Annotated in this window: 22 protein-coding genes; 10 read left to right on the top strand and 12 right to left on the bottom strand. The window is 73.0% G+C overall.

From position 1 onward, the window contains the following. Window positions 1-70: 70 nt before the first annotated feature. Window positions 71-2200, bottom strand: coding sequence for an SF1B family DNA helicase RecD2 (gene recD2 / locus IEY93_RS26580; RefSeq protein ID WP_229691505.1), 2130 nt, complete (start codon window positions 2198-2200; stop codon window positions 71-73). A 74-nt stretch (window positions 2201-2274) separates the two neighbouring features. Here recD2 and IEY93_RS26575 point away from each other — a divergent pair, with 74 nt between their 5' ends. Continuing rightward, window positions 2275-2802, top strand: a complete 528-nt coding sequence (locus IEY93_RS26575) for an NUDIX hydrolase (protein WP_189165858.1) — start codon at window positions 2275-2277, stop codon at window positions 2800-2802. A gap of 28 nt (window positions 2803-2830) precedes the next feature. Here IEY93_RS26575 and IEY93_RS26570 read toward each other — a convergent pair whose 3' ends face one another. Then, window positions 2831-3889, bottom strand: a complete 1059-nt coding sequence (locus IEY93_RS26570) for a ParB/RepB/Spo0J family partition protein (protein ID WP_203968817.1) — start codon at window positions 3887-3889, stop codon at window positions 2831-2833. A 543-nt stretch (window positions 3890-4432) separates the two neighbouring features. Here IEY93_RS26570 and IEY93_RS26565 point away from each other — a divergent pair. After that, window positions 4433-5578, top strand: coding sequence for an MFS transporter (locus tag IEY93_RS26565; protein WP_189165857.1), 1146 nt, complete (start codon window positions 4433-4435; stop codon window positions 5576-5578). 75 nt (window positions 5579-5653) lie between these two features. Then, on the top strand, window positions 5654-6424 hold the full coding sequence (locus IEY93_RS26560) for an SDR family NAD(P)-dependent oxidoreductase (RefSeq protein WP_189165856.1): 771 nt from the start codon (window positions 5654-5656) through the stop codon (window positions 6422-6424). Between the two features lie 85 nt (window positions 6425-6509). Here the strand turns inward: IEY93_RS26560 and IEY93_RS26555 are convergent, their stop codons facing one another. Continuing rightward, complete coding sequence (locus tag IEY93_RS26555) at window positions 6510-7496, bottom strand: FAD-dependent oxidoreductase (RefSeq protein WP_189165855.1); 987 nt, start codon at window positions 7494-7496, stop codon at window positions 6510-6512. Between the two features lie 379 nt (window positions 7497-7875). Between IEY93_RS26555 and tsaA the strand changes: the two genes are divergently transcribed. Then, window positions 7876-8376, top strand: coding sequence for a tRNA (N6-threonylcarbamoyladenosine(37)-N6)-methyltransferase TrmO (gene tsaA / locus IEY93_RS26550; RefSeq protein ID WP_189165854.1), 501 nt, complete (start codon window positions 7876-7878; stop codon window positions 8374-8376). Between the two features lie 144 nt (window positions 8377-8520). Here tsaA and IEY93_RS26545 read toward each other — a convergent pair whose 3' ends face one another. The 6 genes from IEY93_RS26545 to IEY93_RS26520 form a co-directional block, all read right to left on the bottom strand. Next, window positions 8521-9897, bottom strand: a complete 1377-nt coding sequence (locus IEY93_RS26545; RefSeq protein ID WP_189165853.1) for an aldehyde dehydrogenase family protein — start codon at window positions 9895-9897, stop codon at window positions 8521-8523. Window positions 9898-9902: 5 nt separating this feature from the next. Next, complete coding sequence (locus IEY93_RS26540) at window positions 9903-11012, bottom strand: phenazine biosynthesis protein (protein WP_189165852.1); 1110 nt, start codon at window positions 11010-11012, stop codon at window positions 9903-9905. 83 nt (window positions 11013-11095) lie between these two features. Next, window positions 11096-11797, bottom strand: coding sequence for an FmdE family protein (locus IEY93_RS26535; protein WP_189165851.1), 702 nt, complete (start codon window positions 11795-11797; stop codon window positions 11096-11098). Next, window positions 11794-12465, bottom strand: coding sequence for an MPN domain-containing protein (locus tag IEY93_RS26530; RefSeq protein WP_189165850.1), 672 nt, complete (start codon window positions 12463-12465; stop codon window positions 11794-11796). Before IEY93_RS26530 ends, IEY93_RS26535 begins: the two co-directional genes overlap by 4 nt. Then, a complete protein-coding gene (locus tag IEY93_RS26525) occupies window positions 12452-13888 on the bottom strand; it encodes a class-II fumarase/aspartase family protein (protein WP_189165849.1) in 1437 nt (478 codons plus the stop codon). The genes IEY93_RS26530 and IEY93_RS26525 overlap by 14 nt, the downstream gene beginning before the upstream one ends. Further along, window positions 13885-15090, bottom strand: coding sequence for a Glu/Leu/Phe/Val dehydrogenase dimerization domain-containing protein (locus IEY93_RS26520; RefSeq protein ID WP_229691504.1), 1206 nt, complete (start codon window positions 15088-15090; stop codon window positions 13885-13887). The genes IEY93_RS26525 and IEY93_RS26520 overlap by 4 nt, the downstream gene beginning before the upstream one ends. Window positions 15091-16423: 1333 nt before the next feature. Between IEY93_RS26520 and IEY93_RS26515 the strand changes: the two genes are divergently transcribed. Both IEY93_RS26515 and IEY93_RS26510 read left to right on the top strand, forming a co-directional pair. After that, window positions 16424-17095 (top strand): pyridoxamine 5'-phosphate oxidase family protein, encoded by a 672-nt coding sequence (locus IEY93_RS26515; RefSeq protein WP_189165847.1) that lies wholly within the window; start codon window positions 16424-16426, stop codon window positions 17093-17095. Between the two features lie 4 nt (window positions 17096-17099). Beyond that, a complete protein-coding gene (locus IEY93_RS26510) occupies window positions 17100-18230 on the top strand; it encodes a globin domain-containing protein (protein ID WP_189165846.1) in 1131 nt (376 codons plus the stop codon). Between the two features lie 27 nt (window positions 18231-18257). On the opposite strand, the gene IEY93_RS26505 is transcribed toward IEY93_RS26510, so the two are convergent. From IEY93_RS26505 to IEY93_RS26495, 3 genes are all read right to left on the bottom strand, one after another. After that, window positions 18258-19337: an FUSC family protein gene (locus tag IEY93_RS26505; RefSeq protein WP_189165845.1), complete on the bottom strand. Its 1080-nt coding sequence runs from the start codon at window positions 19335-19337 to the stop codon at window positions 18258-18260. An 84-nt stretch (window positions 19338-19421) separates the two neighbouring features. Next, window positions 19422-20315, bottom strand: a complete 894-nt coding sequence (locus IEY93_RS26500) for a serine/threonine-protein kinase (RefSeq protein WP_189165844.1) — start codon at window positions 20313-20315, stop codon at window positions 19422-19424. A 38-nt stretch (window positions 20316-20353) separates the two neighbouring features. Beyond that, window positions 20354-22321, bottom strand: coding sequence for an N-6 DNA methylase (locus IEY93_RS26495; RefSeq protein ID WP_189165843.1), 1968 nt, complete (start codon window positions 22319-22321; stop codon window positions 20354-20356). 126 nt (window positions 22322-22447) lie between these two features. On the opposite strand from IEY93_RS26495, the gene IEY93_RS26490 reads away from it, so the two are divergent. The 4 genes from IEY93_RS26490 (at window position 22448) to IEY93_RS26475 (ending at window position 25859) form a co-directional block, all read left to right on the top strand. Next, window positions 22448-23185 (top strand): PP2C family protein-serine/threonine phosphatase, encoded by a 738-nt coding sequence (locus IEY93_RS26490; protein WP_189165842.1) that lies wholly within the window; start codon window positions 22448-22450, stop codon window positions 23183-23185. Window positions 23186-23321: 136 nt separating this feature from the next. Next, entirely contained in the window at window positions 23322-24326 is a 1005-nt protein-coding gene (locus IEY93_RS26485; protein WP_189165841.1) for a YihY/virulence factor BrkB family protein, read from the top strand. Continuing rightward, entirely contained in the window at window positions 24323-25129 is an 807-nt protein-coding gene (locus tag IEY93_RS26480; protein WP_189165840.1) for a phosphatase PAP2 family protein, read from the top strand. Before IEY93_RS26485 ends, IEY93_RS26480 begins: the two co-directional genes overlap by 4 nt. Further along, the gene (locus IEY93_RS26475) at window positions 25113-25859 is read left to right on the top strand and encodes a phosphatase PAP2 family protein (RefSeq protein WP_189165839.1); all 747 of its coding nucleotides are present in this window, start codon (window positions 25113-25115) and stop codon (window positions 25857-25859) included. The genes IEY93_RS26480 and IEY93_RS26475 overlap by 17 nt, the downstream gene beginning before the upstream one ends. The last annotated feature ends 945 nt before the right edge of the window (window positions 25860-26804 follow it).

Raw genomic sequence — 26804 nt, 5'->3', positions numbered from 1 at the left:
GGGCCGCCGGAGGTGACCGGGACACGAGGCCCGGGGGGCGGAGGAGACGCGGCCAGAGGCGCCGCAGGCGTCAGGAGCGCAGGGTCAGGGCGAGACGGGGGGCCAGGGCGGTGTTGCGGCGGGGGCCGAGGCGGTGCACCGCGGTCTCCAGGGCGTCGCGCGCGCCGACGAGCACGACCCACGAGCGGGCCCGGGTGACCAGGGTGTAGAGCAGTCTGCGGTGCAGCATGACCCCGCCGTACTCGGCGACCAGCGGGGCGACCACGAAGGGGTACTCGCTGCCCTGCGCCCGGTGGACGCTGATCGCGTAGGCGTGAGTGAGATCGTCCAGCTCGTCGAAGCCGTACGTCACCGGGTCGCCGTCGTCGATGGCGATCTCCACCAGCCGCTCCTCGGTGTTGATCTCGGTGATCGTCCCGGTCTCGCCGTTGAAGACACCCTTGTCGTAGTTGTTACGGATCGGCATGACCCGGTCGCCGACCCGGAAGACGCTGTCGCCCGACCAGTGCTCGGCCTTGCCGTCCTGGGCGGGGTTGCGGCGCTCCTGCAGCACCCGCCCGATCGCGGCGGTGCCGGCGGCGCCCTTGCGTGTCGGGCACAGCACCTGCACCTGGCCTGGGGTGATCCGCTGCTTGCGCGGGATGGCCTCCGTCGCCAGGTGGACCACGCGCCGCGCGACCTCCTCGGGGTCGGCGACCTCCTCGAACCAGAAGCCGCCCCCGCCCGGGAGGTCGGGGACCTCGCCCACCCTGACCCGGTGGGCCGCGCGGATGATGGCGCTGCCCCCGGCCTGCCTGAAGACCTGGGTCAGCCGGACCCGGGGGATCTCCTCGACGCGCAGCAGGTCGGCGAGCACACTGCCAGGCCCGATGCTGGGCAGCTGGTCGCTGTCGCCCACCAGCAGCAGATGGCGGCCCGGCGGGACGGCCGAGGTGAGCCGGGTCGCCAGGTGCAGGTCGAGCATGGACGCCTCGTCGACCACGATCAGGTCGGCCTGGGCCGGGGTCTGCTCGAACAGCGCCCCGGAGTTGGGATCGGGCCGGTGGGCGAGCATCCGGTGGACGGTCGTGGCGGGCAGGCCGGTCAGCTCGGACAGCCGCTTGGCGGCCTTGCCGGTGGGCGCGGTGAGGGTGACCGTGCCGCCCATCGCCCGGACCGCCGCGGCGATCGCCCGCACGGTGTGGCTCTTGCCGCAGCCGGGCCCGCCGGTGAGGACCGAGACCGTGCTGCTGAGCGCCGTGGTCACCGCCGCGCGCTGGTCGTCGTTCAGGCCGGGGTCCTCCTGGAAGGGGCGCACCGGCATGGTCGAGCGGGCGCCCAGCAGCCGGGCCAGGTTGGCCACCAGCCGCAGCTCACGGGCGTGCTGCTCCTTGGCGTACACCACGGTCCGGCCGGCGTCGGTGAGGGAGGCCTCGACGACGACCCGGCGCTCGGCGGCGAGCGCGTCCACCATGCGCCGGACCGATTCGGGGTCCTGCCCGGTCAGGTCGGCCGCCTGCGCCTGAAGGACGGTGAGCGGCAGGTGGCAGTGGCCCGAGGCCGCCGCGGCCTCCAGCCGGTCCATGATCGCGGCCATCAGCCGCTGCGGGCTGCCCTCCGGCACCCCCGAGCGCAGCGCGATCTTGTCGGCGGTGGCGAACGCGACGCCGCGCACCCGGCCGATCAGCCGGTAGGGGTCGGCGGCGACCACGTCGGCCGCCTCGGCGCCGAACGCGCGGTGCACCTTGGCGGCGAGCAGCGGGCTGATGCCGAAGCCCTGGAGCACCACCATGAGCGCGGCGATGGCCTTCTGCTCCCGCCACGCCTCGACGATCTGCGCCTGCCGCACCGGCCCGATGTTGACCACCTCGGTGAGACGCATGGGCTCGGTGTCGATGACGGTCAGGCTTGCCTCGCCGAAGTGGCTGACGATCGCGTGGGCCAGCCGCGGGCCGATGCCGCGGATGAGCCCCGAGCCGAGGTAGGCGCGGATGGCCGGGATCGTGGACGGCATCACCCGCTCGCAGGCCGCGACCGTGAGCCGGCGGCCGTGGCGGGGATGCTCCTCCCACTCGCCGGTGAGCTCCAGCGTCTCGCCCGGCTGCACACCGGCCAGGGCGCGGCCCGCGGCGACGAAGCCGGGCACGCCCTCGGCGCTCATGCGGGCGACCGTGTAGGCGTCCTCGCGGACGTACACGAGCTGCTCGACGGAGGCCTCCACGAGACAGATACAACCACCTCTCGCCGACAGCGACGTTCTCGCCGCGAGAGCGACCGGGTGTCTAGGCTCATGGCATGTCCCGGCCCATCCTGCGTCACTGCGCGCGCGTACTGCTCGCCGACCGCGAAGACCGCCTGCTAATGCTCCAGTACTCCGACGCCGCCTGGCTCACCCCCGGCGGGGGCATCGACCCCGGTGAGACCGTGCGGGACGCCGCCGTCCGCGAGCTGCGGGAGGAGACCGGCCACCGGGCCGCCCCCGGCGACCTCGGGCCGCTCGTCGCCACCACGGCCGGGCACTGGCGCGGCGGCATGGACGGCCTGATGTACTTCTCGGTGGAGTCGTACTACTTCCTGCGGGTCGACGGCTTCGAGCCGGACATGGCGGAGTGCACCGACTACGAGCGGCAGGGGATCCGGGCGTACCGCTGGTGGCCGCTCGCCGATCTGCGCGAGGCCGCGCGAGTGCGTCCCTGGGGCCTGCCGGGCCTGCTGGAACGCCTGTACGCCGGGGAGGTGCCGCCGGAGCCGGTGACCCTGCCCTGGCACCACCCCCAGTACGCGCACCTGCCGCACCCGGAGCCGGAGCGGCCACGCCGCTGATCGGGCCGGCGGACGGTCCCGGGAGGCGCTAGGCCGTGGTCTCGGCGCGGCGGCGGACGTGCTCGGCGAACTCCAGCCACTCCTCGGCGACCGCGCACGCCAGGTCGGCGATCATGAAGGCGCAGTGCGAGGGCATGGCGCCGCTGAGGCTCTCCCAGTCGCGCACCCCGGCGGTCTGGTCGTTCAGCCAGCGCAGCAGCGTGCGCCCGGAGTCGGTGAACCGGACGGAGGGGTCTCGCTGGAGCAGGTGCAGGATCGTCGCCGGGTCCTTGGGCCGGTCGGTGCGCGTCGCCGCGGCGGAGACCCGCCGCAGCCGCCGCTCGGCGTCGGTGGGCTCGCGGCGCTCGTCCCGGGCTCGCTGCTGCGGCGGGATGGGATCCTCGCCGCGCATCATGCGGTTGCGCACGTCGCGGGCCGTGCCGAGCGAGATGCCCGCCTGCTCGGCCACCGTGCGCAGCGAGGCGTCCGGGCGGACGGTGAACAGCTCGCAGGCCCGGCGCCGTCCTTCGGCGCTGTTCAGCGGCCGGACGCGGCCGTCCCGCCCGATGCGGCTGAGCGGCTGCGGCACCAGTGGCGCCGCCGAGCGCCGGATGGTGTCGACGGTCTTGGCCGACAGGCCGGTGACCGCGGCGATCGCCCGGTCCGACCACTGCGGGTGGGAGGCGACGATGCGCGCGGCGGCCGCCTCCCGGTCGGCGAGCGAGAGCGGCAGGCCGTGCGCGGTGTTCGCCTCGACGGCCATGACGAACGCCGCCTCCTCGTCCCCGTCGAAGAACCGGACCTTGATCTTCTCCTCGCCGCGCAGGACGGCGGCGCGCAGCCGGTGCACACCGTCGATGACCTTCAGCGTGGCGCGGTGCACGAGGATGGGCGGCAGGTCCTCCCCGGACTCCGCGAGCAGCCGCGTGTGCTCGGTGTCCTCCCCGGACAGCCGCGGCGAGTCGCCCGGCGACAACGAGCCGATGGCCATCAACTGGTAGTCGTCGGCGTCGTCCATGACCGGCGGCAGAAGGGGCCTGCACGGCGTGGCGGGCCACGGGGCGGCCGGGTTCGCCGCGCGTGCCGTCGTGATGTCTGCTGCCGGCATCAAGACACCTCTCCCGTGTTTCGACGGCTCCCACGTGTTCCTGCGTGCGCCAGGCCAGGGGCGAACGATCCGGTCCGCGGCATACCGGATGGCGACATCGGCGAACGGCGATCGAGGCCTATCGTTGTGCGCCGCGTCGAAAGGGCGCATCTTCCCGGTTGCTGTCCTTCGCCCGCGAGCCCGAATTCGCTGCCCGGCCGCCCCGCCCACCGGGGAACCCGGCCGGCGAACCGGGGAGAACCGCCGATTTTCAGGGGGCGCGCGCGGCCGGCCGGGTGTTCACCCGTGGGGTGACCCCAGAATGGGCTGCCGGTCACGGCTATTCGCTTGCCGTGATCTTCGCCGGTCCGCAGACTTTCTCTGTAACCGTCCCCGACGTTCTTCGCTGTGATGAACCGGGCCGTGTGAGGGGAATATCCGGCGGCGATCTCGACGACAGGCGCGCCGCATGTCGGCGACCCGGTCCATGGCACGCCGAAGCCTGATCGGGCTACCGCCCGAGTGAGGAATGCGATGTCCCAGCGAGCGCTCGAAAAGCACGGTATGGCGATTCCGTACGCCGGCTGGTTCCTGGTCAACGCCAACGTGATCATGATCACCCCGCTGCTCGTCCCGGTGGCCGGGCACTTCCACACCGGCCTGGCGACGGTGACGCTGGCGCTGACCGCCTACCTGCTGCTGTTCGGCGTCATGCAACCGGTCTACGGGCTCATCTCCGACGCCGCCGGCCGGGTGCGGGTGATGCGGCTCGGCCTGGCCGGGGTGGCGCTGGGCAACCTGGTCGCCGCGCTCGCGCCCAGCGTGACCGTGCTGATCATCGGCCGTGGCCTGGCCGGGGCCTTCGCCGCCGCGCTCGCGCCGGTGACGGTGGCCTACATCGGCGACCGGGTGCCGCCGGAGCGGCGGCAGCCGGTGATGGCCGGCCTGATGTCGGTCGCGGCGATCGGGACCGGAGCCGGCACCATCAGCGCCGGTGTGCTCGCCGACCTGCTGAACTGGCGGGCCGCCATCCTGGCCATCACCGTGGCCGCGGCCGTGCTCTCCTACCTGTACGGCAGGCTGCCGGAGACGCTTCCCGCGCAGGCCCGCCGCCCGGTCGCGTTCGACCGGCTCGGCCAGGTCCTCCGCAGCGGCTGGCTGCGCTTCCTCACCGCCTTCGCCTTCTTCGAGGGCGCCTCGATGGTCGGGTTCTACAACTTCTTCAGTTCGGCCCTGCAGGTGCACGGCAGGAACGCGGCCATCGCCGGCATCGTCACCGGCTCCTACGGCCTCGGCGCCGTGATCGGCGGGCTGGCCGTGCGGTGGCTGCCCCGTACCACCGCGGCCTCGATGTTCGGCGGTGGCTGCGGGTTGCTGTTCCTCGGCTACCTGGCCGCGGCGGTCAGTCAGACCATTCCGGCGATCCTGGCGGCCGGCCTGCTGGCCGGGATGGCGCTCTCCGTCGCGCAGTCCACCATCCAGACCTGGATGATCGAGGCGTCTCCGCCCGAGGTGCGCGGTACGGCGGCGGCCGTGGTGGCCTCCGCGGTCTTCACCGGCGCGGCGCTGAGCACGGCGGCGGTCGGCGGGCTCGCGGCCGGCGGCCAGTTCCGCCTCCTGTTCGGCATCGCGGCGCTGTGGACCCTGCCCATCGCGATCATCGGCGCGTTCGCGCGGGCGCGGTTCTCCCGCGCCACCGTGACGGTCTGACCCCGGCGCCGTCGCGCGCCGCCCACCTGCCCCACCAGCCGGCCCCACCGGCGCACCGAAACGGAGATACCCGACATGACACGGACGGTTGTTGTCACCGGAGGCGGCACCGGCATCGGCTACGCCGTGGCCGCGGCCTTCGCCGCCGAGGGCGCCCAGGTCTTCATCACCGGACGGCGGCAGTCCGTCCTGAGCGAGGCGGCCGCGCGCCTCGGGGAGGGCGCCCGCACCCTGGTGTGCGACGCCACCGACCCCGACCAGATCGAGGCACTGCGCGACCAGCTCCCCACGACGGTGGACGTCCTGGTCAACAACGCCGGCGGCAACCGCGACCTGGACACCCCGGCCGGTCCTCAGCGCCTGGGCGCGGTCGGCCTGAGCGGGCAGAGCGGCCCGGACGACCTGCACGCGCTGGCCGCGAGCTGGCGGGCGAACATGGAGGGCAACCTGGTCAGCGCGGTGCTGATGACCGCCGCGCTGAACAAGCAGCTCGCCCCCGGCGGCGCGGTCGTGCACATCGGCTCGTTCGCCGCCGACCGCGGCGCGGGCTCCTACGGCGCGGCCAAGGCCGGGCTGAACTCCTGGAACACCTTCCTGGCCCGGCAGCTCGGCGCCCGGGACATCACCTCCAACGTGGTGGCGCCGGGCTACATCGCCGACACCGAGTTCTTCCGCGACAAGGGCGGCGAGCAGTTCCACCAGGCCCGGGTCGCCGAGACGATGAACGGGCGCGCGGGCTACCCCGAGGACATCGCGGGGACGGTCGTCTTCCTCGCCTCCCCGGCCGCCCGGCACATCACCGGCCAGGTCATCAACGTCAACGGCGGCGCGGTCACCACCAGGTAGCCACGCCCCCGCCGAGGTGAGCCGGGCGGGAGCCGCTCCGGGCGGCGCCATGCCGCAAGGAGGGCCCCGCCGGGGACGGGAGCCGTCAGTTGACGCCGGCGCGCTGGATGATCCGCCCGACCTCGTGGGCGCACCCCCAGGACAGGCCGACCCCGGCGCCGCTGTGCCCGTAGTTGTGGATCACTCGGGCGCCGCCCAGCGACTCCTCCTCCAGGCGGACGCGCGGCCGGGCGGCGCGCAGGCCGACCTCGACGCCGAGGACCCGCGCCTGCGCCAGGCGCGGCTCGACCGCGGCGCAGCGGGCGATGATCTCCCTGGTCTGCGCCGGGTCGGGCTCACGGCTCCAGTCGTCCCTGGTGGCCGTGCCCCCGCACACCACCCGGTCACCGTGCGGCAGGAAGCTCGTCTGCTTGGGGCCCTTGCTGAACTCGTAGAAGTAGCCGTCGAGCCCGGGGTTCTCGACGATCACGTGCTGCCCGCGGTTCGGCCGGATCTCCGGGTCGCCGGTGAGCCGCCCGGCATGGGCGCCGGTGCAGTTGACGACGACCGGTGCTTCGGTGGCGGCCTCCTCCAGCGACGCCACCTGGCCGATCTCGACGCGACCGCCGGCGGCCGCCAGCCGCTCGGTGAGGTGGTCGAAGTAGACCGGCATGTCGACGATCGGCACCGACAGCCAGAACGCCACCGCGAACCCGGGGTGCTCCTCGGGCGCGCAGGGACGGTAGCCGGGCAGCCGGGCGACCCAGGAGTCGTCGGGCAGCTCGGGCCGGCTCGCCCACCTGCCCGGAGTGACCCGCACGCCCGTGCCCGGCCGCTCGGCCAGCGCGCCGAACTCCGCGAGGCCCACGCGGTGCCACTCGGTGGTGGTCTCCTGCGGCTCCCACCCCGCGCTGTCGGCCGGGTCGGACAGCAGGGGGCCGCCGAGCACGGCGGCGGCGACCGCGGAGGTGGTCGCCCGCGGTGGTTCGCCGGCGCGCACCCGGACGGTCAGCCCCTGCTCGGCCAGGTGCACGGCGGTGGTCAGCCCGATGACACCGGCACCGATGACCAGGACGTCTGCCCGTTCTGTCACGCGAATCCTCCTTGGTGGGGGAAAGGCCACTGCGGAAATGCGCAGGGGATGATGCCGAGAATGCCGGTCGGCGGCGAGAACCCGCCCCCGGATTCGACACGGATATTCCGAGCATGCATTCTCCGGTGGCTCCGCGCGCGCGGCAACCGTGGCACGGCGAGTAGGGGTGGGCCAGTAAAACCCGATGAACAGGACTAACGACGCAGAATGCCGCTTACACTCGTCGCATTCCGGCAGATGGGGTGTGTAGTATTCGCGGGCGCCGGGCAGGAGACCAGGCGCCCGTCCAGGCCGCGGGCCGGGACGGAGAACGGCGACGGGCGCGGGGCGCCGCCCGGGGCGACGCGGGAAGGAACACGTCCGACCGGCATCCAGGCGGATGCCCGATCAACGAATCGAGGTCGATGAGGTGCCCGAGCAGACCGCCGACACCACGGTCCGGCAGCCGGTCCAGGTCAGCCCGATCGGTTATGTGATGACCGATTACGCCCGGCCGGAGGAGGCTCCGGCGCAGGCCACCGAGAACTACCGGGAGATCGGCCGGGTGGTCGTCTACGACGAGTACGCCGAGGGCCTGGCCGGGCTGGAGCGATGGTCGCACATCTGGCTGGTCACCTGGCTGCACGCGCAGGAGGACGACCAGGCCACGAGCATGAAGTGCCTGCCGCGCGGCGGCACCAGGGGCGGCCCGCACCGCGGGGTGTTCTCGACCCGCTCCCCGAACCGCCCGAGCCGCCTCGGCATGAGCCTCGTCCGCCTGGTGTCCGTGGACGGCAACGTCGTCCACTTCCACGGCGTGGACCTGGTGAACGGCACCCCGGTGCTGGACATCAAGCCCTGGGTCCGCGGCACCGACATTCCCCCCGACCTCGCGTTCTGACCCGCTGCGGCGAGCCTGGTACGACGCGAGGCCCGGGGCCGCCCGGCCACGGGCCTCGGCGGAGGTGGTGAGGTCGCGGGCGGCCGTCTCCGGGACAGGGGACCTCCGCCGCGCCCTCGCCGCCGGACGGGTTCCGGTGCGCCGTCAGGGGCGCCCGGCCACGCCGTAGGCGCGCACCTCCATCAGGTCGCCGCTCAGGTACCCGTCGTGCGGGCTGGTCGGGCCGGCCGCGTGGGTGGGCAGCCCGCCGAAGACGACCTTGCGGATCGACGGCTCGCGCAGCAGGGTCAGCGCGAGCTCCTCGTCGTCGCCGAGCACCGACAGCGCGAGGGTGTTCCGCAGCGGCGTGACCGGGTCGCGCCAGCTCCACGGCAGCACCCAGACACACGGGAACGGCAGCTCGATGCCGCCGCCCGGGTGGCCGGGCCGGTCGCACACCAGCACGGCCGGGCGCAGCGCGGCCGACCCGTCGCCGAGGTCGGCCACCCCGCCGTCCTGGTAGAGCGGCGCGGTGGCCTCGACCGCGCCGGCCAGCCGGGAGGCCAGGTGCGCGCGCATGGCCCGCGCCTGCTCGATCGGCATGACCGGGAGCTGTGCCTGCGCGGTCTGCGGCGCCGCGGCGACCAGCGCGCCGAGCCGCCGCGCCAGCGCCTGCCCGAGCTCCCGGGGGTCGGCCTCGGTGAACACCGCGCTGGTGTTGGTGCAGCGCAGCCCCGCGTCGTAGGCCACCGAGTCGCAGATGACGTCCAGCGCCTCTTCGGTGATCTCGCCGGTGTGCAGCACCTTGGACCGGCCGGGGCCGCGCGGCACCAGCCCGGGGTTGCCGGCGTACCGCGCGATGGCGGCGTCCCCGCCGAAGACCAGGCTCAGGTCGGCGGCCTTGACCAGCGCGTCCGCCGTGGCGTGGCCGCCGGGCAGCAGCGACAGGCGCGAGGGCTCCATGCCCGCTTCCAGGGCCGCGGCGATCAGCCGGGACGGGGTGAACGGGTCGCGGGTGCCCGGCCTGACCAGCAGCCGGTAGCCGTAGGCGAGGGCGTGCACCCACTGGGTGTGGGTGCCGGGGTTGTTGCTCGGCGCGATGACCGACAGCGTCTCGCCGCGCCGCATCCACACCGCCTTGATCTCGCCCGGCTCGACGTGGCTCACCGCGCCCGCGGGACGCTCGGCCGCCACGCGCAGGGGCGCGTTCGCGCAGGTCTCGGCCATGTCGGTCACCGAGCGGCGAGCGACGGAGATCGGCACGCCGGCGCTGCGCGCCTGCAGCTCGCAGTAGTCGGCCGGGGTGAGGCCGTTCAGCGTGGCCGTGCCGAACAGCTCGCCCATGCGCCGGAAGGTCTCGGCCGGGGGCGCCTCGCCGAGCGGGCGGCGCCGCAGCTCGGCGACGGTCAGCGTGGCCGCCAGCGGCGGCGCCTGGTCCACCTCGGCCAGCGGGGTGCCGTCGACCCCGCGCAGCAGCGCCGTCTCGGCCGACCTGGCCGCGACTCCGGCGCGGATCACCGGGACGCGGATCGCGGTGTCCACCGCCATCAGTAGACCCCCTCGATGATGGTCTCCTTGGCGGTCTCGTTGGGCCGCACGTCGGAGACCTCGACACCCGGGTGCCCGTCCAGCGGCGCGCGCAGCGTGACCATGTCGCGCTCGACGGTGGGGGGCATGAACAGGTCGCGGGTCAGCGCGGTGATCTTCACGACGCCGCGCGTGTCGACCGGCACCCGCGTGGTGAGGTCCACCGGGTCCACCACGTCCACGATCGTGTAGGGGTAGAAGGGGCGGAACACGCACGGCGACGGGTCGCCGTCGCGGCGGGTGCGCTGCGGCGCCATGCCCATCATCGTGTTGCCGTACGCGCCGGCGATCGTCGCCTCGGGGAACGCCTCGTTCTCCAGCAGGTTCAGCGTCTCGGCGTCGACGCTGGTGCCGCCCCAGATGATGCCGCGCACCTTCTCGCGCAGCGGCTCGTACACGTCGGGCCGGGCGACGATCCGCTCCAGGATGCGCGGGGTGCTGGACATCGCCCGGATGTCCTGCGACTGCAGCACGTCCTTGACCTGGTCGAGGATGTGGTCGATGTACCGGTTGGACTCGTCCTCGCGGCCGGTGGCGATGCACCGCTTGACCCAGCGCGGGTCGAGGTCGACGAAATAGGACAGGAAGCCGCGCAGCTCGGTGAGGTTGCCGATGTTCTTGGCCATGATGTGCGGCCCGGTCGGCCCGACGTGCAGCCAGCCCGCCTCCAGCCCGCCGGTCGGGAAGCCCTGCTCGTCCAGGAACATGCTCTGGTACTCGATGTTGCGCCTGCGGGAGGTGGCGTCGACGATGCGCTTGGGTGCGCCGGTCGTGCCGCCCGACTCGTACACGCCGAAGCGGCCGGGCCGGCCGGCGCTGCCGCGCGGGATGAGCGTGTGCGCGGGGATCGCACTCCAGTCGACCTCGACGGTGGAGAAGCACTCCAGCAGGTCGTCGTAGGTCTTGACGTCCGACAGCGGGTCGAAGCCGAACGAGGCCGCGCGCCCGGTCCAGAACGGGCTGCCGGTCGAGGGCGAGAAGTGCCACGTCATCGTCGCCACGACCAGCTCGTCGAGGTCCGGTACCTGGTCGACGGGCGCCTCGAACACGGTGGCGAAGTCATCGGACATGAAACTTCCTTTCTCGGATCGCCTGAGCGGCGCCCGGCCTGGCCCGGCGCCGGACGCGGGCGGGGGCGGACCGCCGGCCCGGGTCAGTGGTGCTGAAGGTGACCATGGCCGGGCTGGTGGGCGTGATGGTCTTGGTGGCCGTGCCCATGCCCGTGGCCGTGCCCGTGCCCGCCGGCTGGGAGCACCCCGCCGTGCGCGGCGAGGTGGCAGGGCGGGCACAGCATCCGGCCGCGGTGGTCGTGCAGGACGGCGGTGCTGGTCGGCTCGGCGCAGCCGTCGCAGGGGGCGTGCGGCTCGGACTTCTTGGCGGCCGGCGCGTCGTCGATGACCGGCTCGACCACCAGGATGTCGCCGGCCGGGGCGGTGAGGATGCGCTCGATGCGCTCGGCCTGCCCGGCCTGGAAGCGGGCACGCTCGTCGTCGGTGGCCGTACCGGCCTCAACCTTGCGGGCGAGCACCCACGCCTCCTCGCCGCGGTAGGCCTCGCTGCCGGGCTTGGCCGTGACGCGCAGCGCGGCGCCGTCGGCGACCCGCCAGAAGGTGAAGGCCACCTTGCCGTTGTCCTGCAGGACCAGGTGACGGTTGCCGACCGTGCAGCCGGTGATCACCTGGACGGCGTCGACGACGCAGGAGTCGATCTCGCCGACCGCGACGATCTCGTTGCCGGCGTCGTGCCGGCCGAGCTCGGCGACGGCCGCCTGGGCGATGCGCAGGCCGACGGCCGACCCCGGGCATTTGTGGCCGTGGAAGCCGGTGACCTTCGCGTAGTCCTCTGCATGGGTCATCGATCGCTCTTCCTGTCGATGGCGATGGCGTGGGGGGTGGCCGGCCGCAGCACGATCTCCGCCTCCCGGTCGTTGCGGCCCTCGTAGAAGGCCCGCACGGTGATCCGGTGCAGATCGGTGGCCGAGACGATGAACACCCACTGGCCCGACTCCTCGGCGAGCAGCCGGTCCAGCCGGGTGCAGGTGTCGCGCCGCGGGTCCTGCGGCCAGGGCACGCGGTGGGTGTGGTAGTTGCCGACCACTGCCAGGTCGTGGTCGTCGCAGAAGTCCTCGGCGTCCATCAGCTCGCGCGGGTGGGCGATCCACCCCCGCTGCTCGTTGGGCGTCTCGGACGGGATGGCGTACTGGTCGACCAGTTCGTCCATGTCCCCGGCGATGCCCGGGTCCCTGCGCATGTTGGCCAGCAGCGGCAGTACGGCGGCCACGCGCAGGGTCGTCCCGTCCAGGCGGCCGAGCAGCAGGCCGAACGCCTTGCGCTCGGCGACCTCGCCGTCGATGTAGTGCCCGGTCAGCTTGCGGACGACGTGCCCGGCGATCGTGGCGAACAGCGGGCGCGGCAGCTCGATGCGCCGCACCCCGGCGAGGGTCCCGGGGGCGGGTGTCTCATGGCCGGTGGCCGGCGCCCCGTGGACGCCGGCCGGTGGTGCGGCGGCCTCAGTGGTGGGCAAGGGCCGTCTCCTTCACGGGCTTGCCCAGCAGGCGCCTGGTCTCGGCGGCCCACGCGCGGGCCTGGGCGACCGTGTACATGGTGAGCTCGGCCGAGTGGCCGAGGTAGGACGTCACGTCGAAGATGCCGGCCAGTTCCTCCTCGCCGAGGTGCTGGGCCACGCCGTTCGCGCGGATCAGCTCCTCCAGCGAGGTCCCGGTGGTACGCGACTCCTGGCTGAGCTCGTACACGTGCTCGTGGGCGGTCTGCTTGCCGATGTGCCTGCCCAGCGCGAGCATGAGCCGCTCGGTGACGATCTGGTCGGTGACGACCTTGGTGTTCTCCAGCAGCCGGTCGGGGTGCACCTTCAGGCCGTCCACGATGAGGCGGGTGATGTCGCAGGCGGCGAGGGTGTAGTGCGACACCTCGGGCACGCACGCCCACTCCAGGCGCAGCGAGCGCGAGTCGCGCTCGTGGTCGCCGCTCATCGCGGCCAGCGCCACGCCGACCGTGCCGGCGGCCAGGCGGGACAGCATCACCGTCTGCTCGCACGCCTCGGGGTTGCGCTTGTGCGGCATCGTGCTGCTGCCGACCCGGCCGAGCCGCCACTCCTCCTCGACCTCGCCGAACTCCGGGCGCGACAGCAGGCGCACCTCGTCGGCGATGCGGCCCATCGTCCCGGCGACGATGGCCAGGGTGGAGGCGAACTCGGCGATCCGGTCGCGGGCGACGTGCCAGGCCACCGGGGCGGCGCTCAGGCCGAGGCGGGCCGAGAACCCGCGCAGCAGGTCGATCGCCTGGTCGCCGAAGCCGGCCATGGTGCCGACGCCGCCGAACAGCTCGGCGGTCAGCACCCGCGGGCGCAGCGCGCGCAGCCGCTCGCCGCTGCGCAGGATCTCGTCCATCCAGCCGGCGATCTTCAGGCCGAAGCCGATGGGCAGCGCCGGCTGGGCGTGGGTGCGGCCGAGCGCGACGGTCTCGGCGTGCGTCTCGGCGAGGTCGGCCAGCCGGGTCACGATCGCGAGCAGTTCGTGCTCCAGCGCGTCCACGACGTCGCGCATCTCCAGCGACTGGGCGGTGTCCTGGATGTCCTGCGTGGTGGCGCCGTAGTGGACGTACTCGCCGGCGCCGTCCTCGACCGAGGCCTGGAACACGCGCAGCAGGCCGACCAGCGAGTGGCTGGTGCGCCGGATCTCGGCCCGGACCGCGCCGAGGTCGAGCCGCTCGACCTTCGCCGCCGCGGCGATCTTCCGCGCGGCGTCGGCCGGGATGATGCCGAGAGCGGCCTGCTCCAGGGCCAGCGCGGCCTCCACGTCCAGCCAGCGCTGGAACCGGCAGCGGTCGCAGAAGATCCGGCGGCTGGCCGCGGTGCTGTAGCGGTGGCCGTAGAAGGCGGAGTCGACGATGTGGCTGCGCTCGTGGCGACACGCTTGCTCGGTGCTCACAGATTCTCTCCTGATGCGATGAGGCCACCGCGCCGGGACGCCGCGGTCGCGATCCGGTTGCCCTTCGGCCGCCGGCTCGCGCGGGCGTAGGGGCTGTGGCCGTACGGGGGCTGGTCAGGGTGGACGGGGGCGGCCGCCGCGATGTCGAGCGCGACCTGCCGGGGCGGCACGTGGCGCATCCGGGAGCCCGCGATGATGTCGATCACCAACTCGCGGATGAGGAAGGCGACGTTGTCCAGCACCTCGTGCGGCTCCGGCAGGGTGGCCGGGCCGAACAGGGTCTCCATCGAGGCCGACCCGCCGATCCCGCCGATGAAGTCGGGCACGACCAGCACTCCGCGCTCGTGGAGCGTCCGCTCGGCGGCCTCGCTGAGCCCGCAGTTGGCGCCCACGACCACGACCGGCGCCTGCAGCGCCTCGGCCTGCTCGACGGTGATCGCGTCCTCGACGGCGGCCAGGACGAGCACGTCCACGGGGAGCCGGAACAGCGTGTCGCCGGGCAGCCAGGCCAGCCGGTCGGTCTGCTCCGACACCGGGCGCGACTGGTCGTGGTTCAGCATCGAGGTGACGTCCAGGCCCCGGGGGTGGACGGCGCAGCCGTAGGCGTCGGCGACCGCGACGACCGAGGCGCCTTCGGCGACGAGCGACTCGGCCGCGGCCCGCCCGAGGTTGCCGAAGCCCTGGATGGCGACGTGCAGGCCGCTCGCGAGGTACCCCGCGCTGTCGGCCGCGGCGAGGGCGGAGTGGGCGACCACGTGCCCGGCGCGGCGCTGCCCCACCGTGCGCCGGCCCACGGGGGCGTCCAGCAGGCGCATGCGGGCGACGTACTCCTCGTCGGAGAAGCCCTGGGCGTGCTTGACCGCGTACTTCACCGACCGCAGCCCGACCCCGGCGGCCAGGCGCTCCAGGTCCTCGAACCGGGTGCCCATGTCGCACCCCATGCTGTAGCGAGTGGTCAACTCGCCCCACATGAACGACATGAAGCGCGAGATGACGTCCTCGGCGCCGGGGGCCATCGGGTCGTAGGCGAGGCCGGACTTGGCGCCGTCGACGTTGATGCCGAGGACGCGCTGCTTGAGCGTCATCCGCTCGGCGAGGTCGATCAGAGTCTGGACCTTCAGGCCGGGCTGGACGCGAAATCCGCCGGCGGCCAGCCGGCAGTCCTCCCGGTCGTACACCAGATATCCCAGGCAGCCTTCCACCGGGTCCGTGTATTGGATGACACGTGGCATGGGCAACCCCCCATGGGTCTCCAGATCGGGGCGAATCTGTGAGTGTTCGTGATGGTGCACATCGGCCGGAGGCGTCGTCAACGCGGGCGGTATTCAGTTGCACGGCCGGTCATCGCCGACGCGCTGGGGACGCGGCCGGGAAAAAGGAGCCATCATCCCCGCGAGTAGGCGGCCGGTACGGTGCGGGGCCGGGCGCGATGTCCGGCCGCGCCTCTCACCTGGGCGAAGATGCGACGGCGGCGCGGCGATCCGGGTGGCGGCGGTGCGCGGAACCGGCATACGGCCCGCTCCGGGCGGCATTTACGGCGGTCCTGGATTTCGCTCGCGCCGGGGTGGGCGTACAACTGCGGATAATCCGCACTTGCCCCTTGATCACCACAACGGGACGCCGGGGCATTCACGGTCGGGAACGCGCGGTGATCGATATCTCGCGGGACCCGCCAAAGGGGGCGGTGGCGATATTATCCCGGTCACCCCTGAACCGGGAATATCTGGTAACTGCGAATAACTGGCAATTGGCGGGTCGTCGTTCGCGAACGACAGCGCCAGGCTCGCGACCATGGGGCAGGCCTGGAAGACCGGCGGCCCGGCCGGCCATGGCAGCAGGAACACGTACGTGCAGCGCGTCTCGGCGGGCGGTCTGCGCACGCAGGCCGCCCGCCCGTGCATGCCGGCGTCGGCGGCCGGCGGGTCACTCCCAGCCGATGCGGGACCACAGGGCGGTCATGGCCTCTTCCTGTGTGTCCTCGCTGTCCCGGGTTAAGGTGCCGGCGGTCAGGCCGTGGTGCTCGATCGTCATTTCTCCACCTTTTGGTAGTTCGCGATCACTGCACGGTATTGCTGGTCCTGGCCGGGTACGCGGTCGTTCGCAGGACGCCGGACCCCGTCCAGGGCTCGCCGGGCCATCTGCTGAGCCCGCCCTAGCGCGGCCCCCGCGAACCGTCCGAACTCCACCCCCTGGGCCCGGACGCCCCGGACCTCGCATCCACCTTCGAACGAGATGCGCCTACCCGTACCGGGGCGGCTAAACATCAGGGGCGGCCGGGCCGCGGGAACTCTCATGCGTCGGCCGAACGGAAGCGCCGGTCGGACGCTCGCACGCGGCGCGTGCCGGCGTACCGAAACTGACTCGGGTTCTACTGACTGGAAAAGTCAGCAGATTTATGGCCGCATCCCGACATCACAGGGTCAGGACCGGTACTGTGACCCAAGTTGTCCATGAGGTTTCTGTGGCTTTGTCCGGGGCAGGGTGCGGCGGGCGGCCGCGCGGCCGCCGGCGCGCGGGACGGTGATGGGAGCGTTGATGGGTCAGCACGGGCCGTACGACGGGCAGGGGGAGGAGCACCTTCCCGGGTCGAGGGGCGAGCACGTCCTGCAGAGCCTGTTCGCCACGCGCGAGCGCGCGCTGCGGTTCTACGACCGGCAGGTGGTGGACCATCTGACGCCCGAGATGCAGGAGTTCGTCGCCCGGCAGGAAATGGCCTTCATCGGCACCTCCGACGCGGAGGGCAACTGCGACACCTCCTTCCGGGCCGGCCCGCCCGGGTTCGTCCGGGTGCTGGAGCCCGCCAAGCTGATCTACCCCGAGTTCCGCGGCAACGGCGTGCTCGCCAGCATGGGGAACATCCTGGAGAACCCGCACATCAGCATGCTGTTCATCGACTTCTACGACGACCTCGTGGGGCTGCACGTCAACGGGTCGGCCACCATCACGACCGCCTACGATGCCGCGCGCCGCCACGGGCTGGCCGACGAGGACCGCACCGCGCCCGGCCGGCGCGCCGACCGATGGGTCGTGGTCGAGGTCGAGGAGGCCTACATCCACTGCTCCAAGCACATCCCCCGCCTGGTCCGGCAGGACCGCAGGTCGGGCGCCGCGCAGGGCCGCAGGCCGGCCGGCGAGGACTACTTCGGCGTCGCGCGCATGCGGGCGCCGGGCAAGGAACCGGAGGGGGCCGGCCGGTCGGCTGAGTGACGCCATGACCATCGACATCGGACTGATCCGCCAGAGCTGGGCCCTGGTCGAGCCGGTGGCCGACAAGGTCGCCATGCACTTCTACGCCAAGCTGTTCGCCGACTATCCGCGCATCCGCGAGATGTTCCCGCCCGCCATGGACGTGCAGCGCGACCGCCTGCTGCACGCGCTCACCCGGGTCGTTTTGAACCTGGACGACACCGGCGGCGTGCTGGACTACCTGGGCCAGCTCGCCCGCGACCACCGCAAGTACGGCGTGCTGCCCGAGCACTATCCGGCCGTGGGCCGCTGCCTGGTCATCGCGATGCGGGCCAACGCCGGCGACGCCTGGCGCTCGGTCTACGACGCCGCCTGGATCGACGCCTACCAGTTCATCGCCGACGTGATGATCAAGGCGGCCGACCAGGACGCCGCCTACGGCCCGTCGACCTGGGAGGGCGTGGTGGTCGGGCACGAGATGCGCACCCGCGAGATCGCCGTGCTCACCGTCGAGCCGACCCAGCCGTACGCGTACAAGGCCGGCCAGTACGCCACCGTGCAGACCCCGCACTGGCCCAAGGTCTGGCGGCCGTACTCGATCGCCAACGCGCCGCGCCGCGACAACCGGCTGACCTTCCACGTGCGGGTGGTCTCCGGCGGGTGGGTCAGCACGGCGCTCGCGCACCACACGCGCGTGGGCGACACGCTGCTGCTCGGCCCGCCGCGCGGGTCGCTCGTGCTGGAGCGCGCGAGCACTCCGCACCTGGTCTTCATCGCGGGCGGCACCGGGCTCGCCCCGCTCAAGGCGCTGATCGAGGAGTCGATGTGGCTGCCCGACCGGCCGAGCATCGACCTGTTCCACGGGGTGCGCCATCCCGGTGACGCCTACGATGTCGGCGACCTGCGCGATCTGCGCGGCCAGCACCGGCGGCTGCGGGTGGTGCAGGCGGTCGCGGACGCCCCGGCCGGGTGGCGGCGGGAGATGGCCGTGGACGCCCTGCTCAACCACCGCGTCGCCCTGGACGGAGATGTCTTCCTGTGCGGCCCGCCGGACATGGTGCGGGTGTCGACGGCGCGTCTGCTGCACATCGGCGTGCCGCCGCACCTCATCCACACCGAGTTCGCGCCCGGCGCGCCCACCTTGGTCCCCTCCTGACCGTCCGGGGCGGCGGGGCCCCGGCGGTCAGGAGGTAGCGGGCGGCGGGAGGGCCGCCGCCGCCGTGTCGCGGTCGGTGCCGGTGGCGACCAGCAGGTCCACGGTGATCGAGCGCACCTGGGCGCCGACCACGTGGGCGGAGAACCCGGCGCTCTGGGTGGAGGTGCGCACCCCGTCGGCCACCGCCAGCGCCGCCCGCCGCGCCCGCACCGGCTCGACGCCCTCGGCCAGCTCGTCCCTGAGCAGGCGTACCGCCTCGGCCAGGGCGTGCAACCGGCCGGGGAGTTCCGCGGGCATCGGCTCGTGGTCGCGCAGCGCGGCGAACGTGCGGCGTAGCAGCACCCTGACGTTGCGCAGAGCCAGGTCGAGGGGGATCGCGGCGCTCTGGTAGCGCGCGAGCCGGGCACGGGCGCTCCAGCGGAGCGGGCTGAGCAGCGCGATCTCCCGCCCCGTCTGCAGGGCGGAGTGCAGCTGTTCCACCGCTCGCTGGGAGCCGCGCGCCTTCTCCAGCGCGTCGGCGGCCAGGGGCGGATCGGCCGCGGCGATCGCCTGCGCGGCGGCGTCCAGCGCGTCGGCCAGCTCCTCCAGCACCACCCGCCCGTGCCGGTGCGCCAGGGCGAGCGGGTCGATCGGGAACAGCCCGACCGCGGCGATGCCGATGATCCCGCCGACCAGCGCGTCCACCATCCGGTCGGGGCCGCCGCTGCCGGACGGCGGCAGCAGGGTGGCGACCAGGACCGCGGACGAGCCCGCCTGCAGCGCGATCACCTGCCCGCCGTCCAGCAGGACCGCGCACGCCATGGCGAGCGCGACGACCAGGGCGATCTGCCAGGGGCCCGAACCGATCCAGGAGACGAGCAGGTCGCCGACGCCGATCCCGACGCTGACCCCCACCACCATCTCCAGCATCCGGCGCACCCGCCGGCCCATCGCCACGCCGATGCAGATCACCACGGCGACCGGCGCGAAGAAGGGGCGTGGATGGTCGAGCACGTCCCTGGCCACGATCCAGGCGACGGCCGCGGCGATCGAGCACTGCAGGATGGACGGCGCGCGCGAGAGCAGCCTGCGCAGCCCGCGGCGCGCGGTCTCTCCCACTGCTCTCATCCGCATCCCCGGTACTCACCGTCAACGCGCATCATATCGGGCGAAAGTTCGCGACCGGGCCGCGCTCGCCACCGGCCGCGGTGATCAGGGGAGGACGCGGCCCACCATGCGGGCGTACATGCGGCCGGGGCTGGGGACCGTGGGCGGGGTGAGGAAACCGGGCAGCATCGGCAGGTCGACCGCGAAGGGCTGCAGACGGTCGTACAGCGCGTTCGCGTCGGCCGGGCGGTCCTCGGGCCGCTTCTCCAGCAGGTCGGCCAGCAGCCGGTCCAGCTCACCGGGCACACCGGGCACCGAGGGCGGCCGCTCGTTGACCTGCTTCTCGAAGACGGCGTACTCGGTCGGGCCGACGAAGAGCTGCCGCCCGGTGAGCATCTCGTGCAGGACGCAGCCGAGGGAGTACAGGTCGCTGCGCGGCCCGGCCACCCCGCTCTGGATCTGCTCGGGTGACATGTACGCCGGGGTGCCGAGGATCTGGCCGATGCGGGTGAACGGCGCGGCGTCGGCCTCCCGGAGCATGGCGAGGCCGAAGTCGAGCACCTTGACGCTGCCGTCCGGGCAGAGCATCAGGTTGGTCGGCTTGAGGTCGCGGTGGCAGATGGACAGGGCGTGGGCGGCCGACAGCACGGCGCACGCCTGGGCGGCGATGGCGGCGGCCCAGGGGACCGGCAGCGGCCCGTGCTCGCTGACCAGGTCGGCGACGGTGACGCCGTCGATGAACTGCATGACCTGGAACAGGCGGTGCTCATGCGTGCCGAAGTCGTACAGGATCGGCGCGCCGGCGTGCTCCAGCCGGGCGAGGATGCGCGCCTCGCGGACGAACCGCCGCTCCAGCTCCTCGTCGTGACCGCCTGGGAAGCGCAGGAACTTCACGGCGACGCGGCGGTCCAGACGCCGGTCGTGGCCCCGGTAGACGGCCCCCATGCCGCCCTGGCCGAGAGGCAGGTCGTCGAGCTCGTACCGGTCGCCGATGACCATGCGCCCCTCCTGATGATCTTTGGGGGAAAAATACACCCTCAGCCGCCGGGCCGCAGATGACCGCCGACGAGCCCGTCGAAGCCCAGCCGGACGAGCCGCTCGCCCAGCTCGGCCGTCGCGCGCAGCCGGTCCTCCAGCGCGAGCAGCTCCCGGAACGCCCTGCCGTACTCGCGCTGCTCGGCGAGGCTCAGCCGCGGGACGCGCACCCGGCGCGCGTCCACCCGGCTCGCGCCGGGGTGGGCCCGGGCCGCGCCGGCGGCGTGGCGCAGGCACCCGGCGAGGAAGTCGGGGTCGATCCGCTCGCGGTCGACCCGGTAGAGGTACAGGTGCGGGCCGAGCACGGCGCCCGCCTCGGTGACCGTCCGCGCGGCCCCGACCTCGGCCAGGACCGCCGACACGACGTCACCCGGCTCCAGCACGACGTGCCCGGGGTCACCGGTGGTACGCCCGGACGGCGCACCGCCGGACAGCAGGTCGGCGGCGGTGAGCACCGGGAGGTCCCCGGCGTCGGTCGCCATCTTCGCCGGCCCCTGGTGGACGGTCACCATGCCGGCCCGCACCAGCTCGCCGATCGTCGTCGTGGGCGGCTCGTGGCCCTCCGCCGGCGGGGCGACGTGCGGCAGCGCCCCCTCCAGCGCGGCGGCCCGGGCGGCGAAGCGCTCGCGCACCCGGCCGAACTCGGCGGCGGCCTCGCGCGCGCCGAGCAGGAGGCGGTGGCGGGCCGGGCTGAGGTCCACCTCGTCGTCCAGCAGGTCGATGATGCGCACCGCCCGGCCGGGCGCGGGCGGTGCGCCCTCGGGGTCGGCGGCGAAGGCGCGCCAGGCCGCCTCGGCGTCCGCCGTGCTCTCGGCGGCGTCCACCATGAGCACCTGCGACGGCGCCCGCTCGCCGGGCCGTGGCCGGCGCAGCAGCCACAGGTCGGGGCCGCCGGGGACCGGCGTCATGACCGCGCGCAGCGCGCCGGCCCGCAGCAGGTTGCCGCGGATGCGCTTGCCGGGACGGCGGCTCGCCGCCGCGGGCGGCATGAGGACGGCGACCAGGCCGCCGGGGCGGGTGTGGGCCAGGCAGTGCTGCACCCAGGCCAGCTCGGGCTCCCCGCGCGGCGGCAGGCCGTACTCCCAGCGCGGGTCGCCGGTCAGCTCCTCATAACCCCAGGCACGCTCGTTGAACGGCGGGTCGCAGACCACGACGTCGGCGCGCAGGGCGGGGAAGCCGTCCAGGCGCAGCGAGTCGCCGGCCACCACCTGGGCGCGGGCGCCGCCGAGCAGCAGGCGTACGGCCGTGAGCAGCGCCGCGGTCTCGCCGCCGTCCTGGGCGAGCACCCGGGCGCCGGTGAAGGGGAGCAGCAGCGCGCCCACCCCGCAGGCCGGGTCGAAGACGGTCGGGGGCGCGCCGGTGGCGTTCTGGGGGGCATCGTCCGCCGGTCCGCCGAGCAGGGGGGCGGCCAGCCGCGCCATCAGATCGGCGAGGTCGGCCCGGGTGACCGACAGCAGGCGGGAGTGGGCCTCGATGTAGCGCTCGCACAGCAGCTCGAAGGCCTCCCGCGGGCCGTGCTCGCCCGCGAGGTCGGCGAGCAGCCGGTACAGCGGCAGGTCGATCATGCTCCAGTCGACCGGCACCGGGAGGTCGGCCGTCGCGGCGGCGGCGGCCCGGTGCAGCCGCTCGGCCGGTTCGCGGGCCCGGCCGGCCGCCTGCCGGCCCTCCGGGTCGCGCAGCAGGAACAACAGGAAGGCGCCCGCGCAGCCCACCAGGTCGCCGAGGCGCAGGTCGTCGCCGCTGGCGCGCAGTCGCTGCCACACGCGGTCGGCCGGCGACATCTCGTACGGTTTGCCGTTGCGGCGCAGCCAGTCCTCGACCTCGGGAAGGGAGAACAGGGGGCTCGCGGCCGTTCCGCCCACCGGCTGGGGGAAGTCGTCGTACCGGCGCCGCCAGTTGCTGACCGCCGCGCGCCCGACGTCGGCGAGCCGGGCGATGTCGCCCGCGTTCAACGTGGCGTCGTGTCTCATAAGCGTCGCCCCTTCGTGCTCACCTAGCGGTACCTTGGCGGCCCAGGGTCAGATTAGTCCACCTTGCCGCTGGGATCCACAAGATTTGTGCTTGTGAAGTGTTTCAACCAATGATTTACTGAGGACATGTCAAACAACGCGTCGTTCACGTTGCGGTACGCGGCCCGCACCGACGTCGGGCTCCGGCGCCAGCAGAACGAGGACTCGGTGTACGCCGGGCCACGCCTGCTCGCCGTGGCGGACGGGATGGGTGGGCACAGCCACGGCGAGGTGGCCAGCGCCACCGTCATCGCCGCGCTGTCGGTCCTCGACGCCGACCCGCCGGGCGGCGAACCACTCGGAGCGATGGAGGCCGCCATCACCGAGGCCGTGCGCCGGCTGAAGGACATGGCCGAGCGCGACCCCAAGCTGACCGGCATGGGCACCACGCTCACGGCCATGCTGTGGGACGGCGACCGGTTCGCCCTCGCCCACATCGGAGACTCGCGGGCGTACATGCTGCGTGAGGGCTACCTCTACCAGATCACCCGTGACCACACCCTGGTGCAGTCGCTCGTGGACGACGGCCAGATGACCGCCGAGCAGGCTGCGGCCCACCCGCGCCGGTCGCTGCTCATGCGGGCGCTCGGCGGCAGCGGATCGGTGGATCCCGACCTGTCCATGCGCGAGGCCAAGCCGGGCGACCGCTACCTGATCTGCTCCGACGGTCTCAGCGGGGTGGTGGGCCCGCAGGCGCTGCACGAGACGCTCACCTCGTTCGACGACCTCGGTGCGGCCGCCGACCGGCTGATCGCCCTGGCCCGGGACGGCGGCGGTCCGGACAACATCAGCTGCGTCGTCTGCGCGGTCGACGCGGGCGCCTGAGCCGCGAGATCGTCCGGCCACCGGACAGGCCGGACGAACGGCCCTGGCTTCGCCATGCCGACGGGACGACCCGTTGGGTGTCATATGTGCCGTCTGCCCCGTTCAAACCAGCACGATCGGGGTAGCAGGGCCGACCATGGGAACGGCGACCGCGGTACCCGAGACCAGGAGCATGGGCGGGGAGGAGCTCGGCGCGGACGACGCGTGGGCCACTCTGCGCCACTACGGCGGCTGGCATCTGGTCCGTGACTCCTTCGTCCGCTTCAGGTACGGCGACGGCTTCAGCCACTCCAGGGCGCTGGCCTTCCAGATCTGCCTGTCGGTGATCCCCGGCGCCATCGCCGCGGTCGGCCTGAGCAGCGTGGTGCACCAGGAACGGCTGGGGAAAGTGCTCGCGCTGACCATCCACCACCTCGTCCCCGGCTCCGGCTCGCAACTGGTCAATGACGCCCTGGCCGTCAGCCGCCGGCACGCGGGGGACGGCGGCGCGATCGCGCTCTGGTTCGGCCTGGTCACCGCGCTGGTGAGCCTGACCACCGCCATGGCCCAGATCGAACGCGGCGCCAACCGCATCTACGGCGTGGAGCGGGACAGCCCCGCGCGGCACAAGTACGCCAAGGCCGTGCTGATGGCGGTCACCGCGGGCGCGTCCATGACCCTCGGCTTCACGATCATGGTCGGTGGCAAGGCCATGGGCCGCGCGCTCGCCGAGGTGTACCACTGGAGCGACACGGCCGTGATGGAATGGACATTGCTGCGCTGGCCGGTCGGCTTCCTGCTCGCCCTGCTGTCGGCGTCGGTCCTGTTCCGCGCCGCCCCCCGACGCAGGCAGCCGGGACACACCTGGCTCGCGGCCGGGGGAGTGGTGGCACTGGCCCTGTGGCTGCTGCTCACCTGGGGCCTGGCCTTCTACATCGACAACAACGACTCGTTCGGCATCACCTACGGCCCGCTGACGGCGGTGATGGCGCTGCTGCTGTGGTCGCTGCTCAGCTCCATCGCGCTGTTCCTCGGGCTGTCCTTCGCGGCCCAGCTCGAAGCCTGTCGCGGGGGCCTCGGGGAACCGGCCGACCCCGACCCCGGGCCCGGCGGAGCCGGGCAGGGCGCACGAGGCGGCCAGAGAGGAGACACGCGTCCATGAGCACCACGACCGATGTCCGGCCCGACGGGGACGGGAACGGCCCGGGCCGGCCGCTCGGCCCCGACGCCCGGCTCGGACTGCGCCTGACGCTCGCCTCGGTGGCGCTGTTCCTCGTCCTGGTCCCGTTCACGCTGCTGCTGGTGCTGGTCAAGACCTCGTTCGGCCCGCTCCAGGAACTCGACGAGGGCGTCGCCCGGGCGCTGCACGCCTACGCCGTGGACCACCCCGCGTGGGTGACCTTCCTGCGGCTGTGGACCGACGTCTTCGGCCCCGGGCCCTGGCGGGTGGTGGTCGGCATCGCCGCCGTGTGGCTGGTCTACCGGCGGGCGCCACGCCTCGCCGCCTGGGCGGTCACCACCGTCACCGTCGGCGGGCTGCTCGGCCTGGCGCTGAAGGTGGTCGTCGACCGCGCCCGCCCGCACCTGCCCGACCCCGTGGACCTGGCCCCCGGCGCCTCGTTCCCCTCCGGGCACGCGCTCAACGCCACGCTGGGCGTCGGCGTGGTCGTACTGCTGCTCCTGCCGCTGCTCACCCCCCGGCAACGCGTGGCCGCCTGGACCGCCGGCGCGGTGATCGCGCTCGGCGTGGCCTACACCCGCGTCGCGCTCGGCGTGCACTACGTGAGCGACGTGGTGGCGGGCGTCGTGCTCGGCGCGGCGGTGGTCGCCGCGACGGCCGCCGCGTTCGAGACCTGGCGCCGGGACATCGGTCGCCGCCCGGCCGAACCGCACCGCGAAGGTGTGGAGCCGGAGGCGATGGACGACATCACAACGAAGGGAAGTGCGCATGGTCACCGACACTGAGGCGAGACCTGCGGCGAAGACGCGCGGCGGCGGCTGGTCGCAGACCGCCGCGTGGACGCTCCGCCTGCTGCTCGCCCCCCTCGCCGCGCTCGCGGTCGTCACCCTCGGCGTCGGCTGGCTGATCACCAGGCCGCTGCACAGCGAGGTCGCGGGCGAGGTCGCGGTCAACGAGGGGTTCGCGGCCGACCGCACGCCGCTGTTCAACACGCTGACGCACTACGGCTCGATGCTGTCGGACACTCCGGTGATCGTCGTGCTCACCGCGATCGCCGCGCTGGCCTTCCGGTTCACCTTCAACCGGTGGCGCGAATCGGTGTTCATCATCCTCGCGGTCTGGTCGCAGTCGCTGGTGTTCCTGCTGGCCACGGTGTTCATCGAACGGCCGAGGCCCGGCGTCCACCACCTGGACCCGGCGCCGCCCACCTCCAGCTTCCCCTCCGGCCACACCAGCGCGGCCGTCGGCTTCTACTGCGGCATGGCCCTGGTCCTGGCACTGCACACCCACCGCCACACCGCTCTGCGGGCCCTGTGGTGGATCATCGGCGTGGCGGCCCCGCTCATCGTCGCCGTCTCCCGCCTCTACCGCGGCATGCACCATCTGACCGACGTCACCTGGGGCCTGATCCTCGGCTTCGTCTGCCTCGCCATCGTCGCGCACGCCATCCTCGGCACCCCCCTGCTTCCCGGCCGGAAACGAACCCACCCCATCCCCGCCCCCCACTCCGCCTGATCGCGCACCACCGCCGTCCCCGGACGGCGGGCTCGACACCGGGCCGGCGGAAGCGAAGCCCGCATCCGCCGGCCCGGAGTCGCTACGCCGAACGTCCAGAGCGATCGGCCGCTCCGGATGCAGCTGGAAGACCACAGAGCCTGGATAGCGTCTGCACGTACTTACGGACGCTTGGCGATGTTGACGTCCTGCGGGGAGCATGAGTAAGGCCGGAGTCGATACCGGTTGACGGCCAGAGCTGTATTCGCCATTCTTCCGCGCCGGACGGAGCGGCCTCTTCGTCGGGCCAGTTCCAACCACTTCCAGGGCGACTGCTCGCTCTGATCGCCCACTCGCCCGCGTCCCTCCGCAGGTCCATTGGGACGGACGGGGGCCCGCTGCCGGACATCTCGCTCAAGTAAACCATTCCTGAACTGGAATAAAAGCTCTGGACCCTGCTCCTCTCCCAAGTCGCAGTGTCATCGGGGGGAGGGCCATCCCAAAGCTCCAGGGTGACCTCGCTGTCGTGCCACGGTGCGGTGCTCAGGAAGACCGCCCAATTCAAGGTCGCCTCGAACCAGGACTCGTCGGACAGGCGTGCCGAGATCTCAGCCAAGCCGGGCCAGCCGGCCGGCTCGTCCAGAGTGCCGTCCTGATCTCTCAGCAGGAACCCGCTCCGTTCCACTGTGATCACCTCGTGGAGACGCTCAACGAGCTGCGCCATGTGTTCTCCGCGGTCCGAGCAATGCACGATGTGCGGCCTCACGAGGGAGGCCGCACATCGCATGCTAGATGAAGATACGCCGGTCATCGCGTATCGGACTAGGGATTGATTCGCTTTCCGGTTCTGTCGTAGAGGCGGATGAAGAACGAATCACCGTCCAGCATCCGATCATAGGCGTAGTAGTACAGGATACCGCCTTGTCCATTACCTCCCCACCGGTTGTTCTCGGTGGCGGGGATGGG

The organism is Sphaerisporangium melleum, assembly GCF_014646695.1.
In the GTDB taxonomy this organism is placed as follows: Bacteria; Actinomycetota; Actinomycetes; order Streptosporangiales; family Streptosporangiaceae; genus Sphaerisporangium; species Sphaerisporangium melleum.
This window is presented reverse-complemented; position numbering and strand designations above follow the sequence as displayed.

Excerpts from the sequence above, each read along its gene's own strand:
- tsaA (WP_189165854.1), top strand. The coding sequence starts at position 7,876 with ATGCCCGATCAACGAATCGAGGTCGATGAGGTGCCCGAGCAGACCGCC.
- IEY93_RS26490 (WP_189165842.1), top strand. The coding sequence starts at position 22,448 with ATGTCAAACAACGCGTCGTTCACGTTGCGGTACGCGGCCCGCACCGAC.
- IEY93_RS26485 (WP_189165841.1), top strand. The coding sequence starts at position 23,322 with ATGGGAACGGCGACCGCGGTACCCGAGACCAGGAGCATGGGCGGGGAG.
- IEY93_RS26505 (WP_189165845.1), bottom strand. The coding sequence starts at position 19,337 with ATGAGAGCAGTGGGAGAGACCGCGCGCCGCGGGCTGCGCAGGCTGCTC.
- IEY93_RS26495 (WP_189165843.1), bottom strand. The coding sequence starts at position 22,321 with ATGAGACACGACGCCACGTTGAACGCGGGCGACATCGCCCGGCTCGCC.
- IEY93_RS26540 (WP_189165852.1), bottom strand. The coding sequence starts at position 11,012 with ATGTCCGATGACTTCGCCACCGTGTTCGAGGCGCCCGTCGACCAGGTA.
- IEY93_RS26500 (WP_189165844.1), bottom strand. The coding sequence starts at position 20,315 with ATGGTCATCGGCGACCGGTACGAGCTCGACGACCTGCCTCTCGGCCAG.
- IEY93_RS26535 (WP_189165851.1), bottom strand. The coding sequence starts at position 11,797 with ATGACCCATGCAGAGGACTACGCGAAGGTCACCGGCTTCCACGGCCAC.
- IEY93_RS26510 (WP_189165846.1), top strand. The coding sequence starts at position 17,100 with ATGACCATCGACATCGGACTGATCCGCCAGAGCTGGGCCCTGGTCGAG.
- IEY93_RS26560 (WP_189165856.1), top strand. The coding sequence starts at position 5,654 with ATGACACGGACGGTTGTTGTCACCGGAGGCGGCACCGGCATCGGCTAC.
- IEY93_RS26475 (WP_189165839.1), top strand. The coding sequence starts at position 25,113 with ATGGTCACCGACACTGAGGCGAGACCTGCGGCGAAGACGCGCGGCGGC.
- IEY93_RS26570 (WP_203968817.1), bottom strand. The coding sequence starts at position 3,889 with ATGCCGGCAGCAGACATCACGACGGCACGCGCGGCGAACCCGGCCGCC.
- IEY93_RS26565 (WP_189165857.1), top strand. The coding sequence starts at position 4,433 with ATGGCGATTCCGTACGCCGGCTGGTTCCTGGTCAACGCCAACGTGATC.
- IEY93_RS26480 (WP_189165840.1), top strand. The coding sequence starts at position 24,323 with ATGAGCACCACGACCGATGTCCGGCCCGACGGGGACGGGAACGGCCCG.
- IEY93_RS26515 (WP_189165847.1), top strand. The coding sequence starts at position 16,424 with ATGGGTCAGCACGGGCCGTACGACGGGCAGGGGGAGGAGCACCTTCCC.
- IEY93_RS26575 (WP_189165858.1), top strand. The coding sequence starts at position 2,275 with ATGTCCCGGCCCATCCTGCGTCACTGCGCGCGCGTACTGCTCGCCGAC.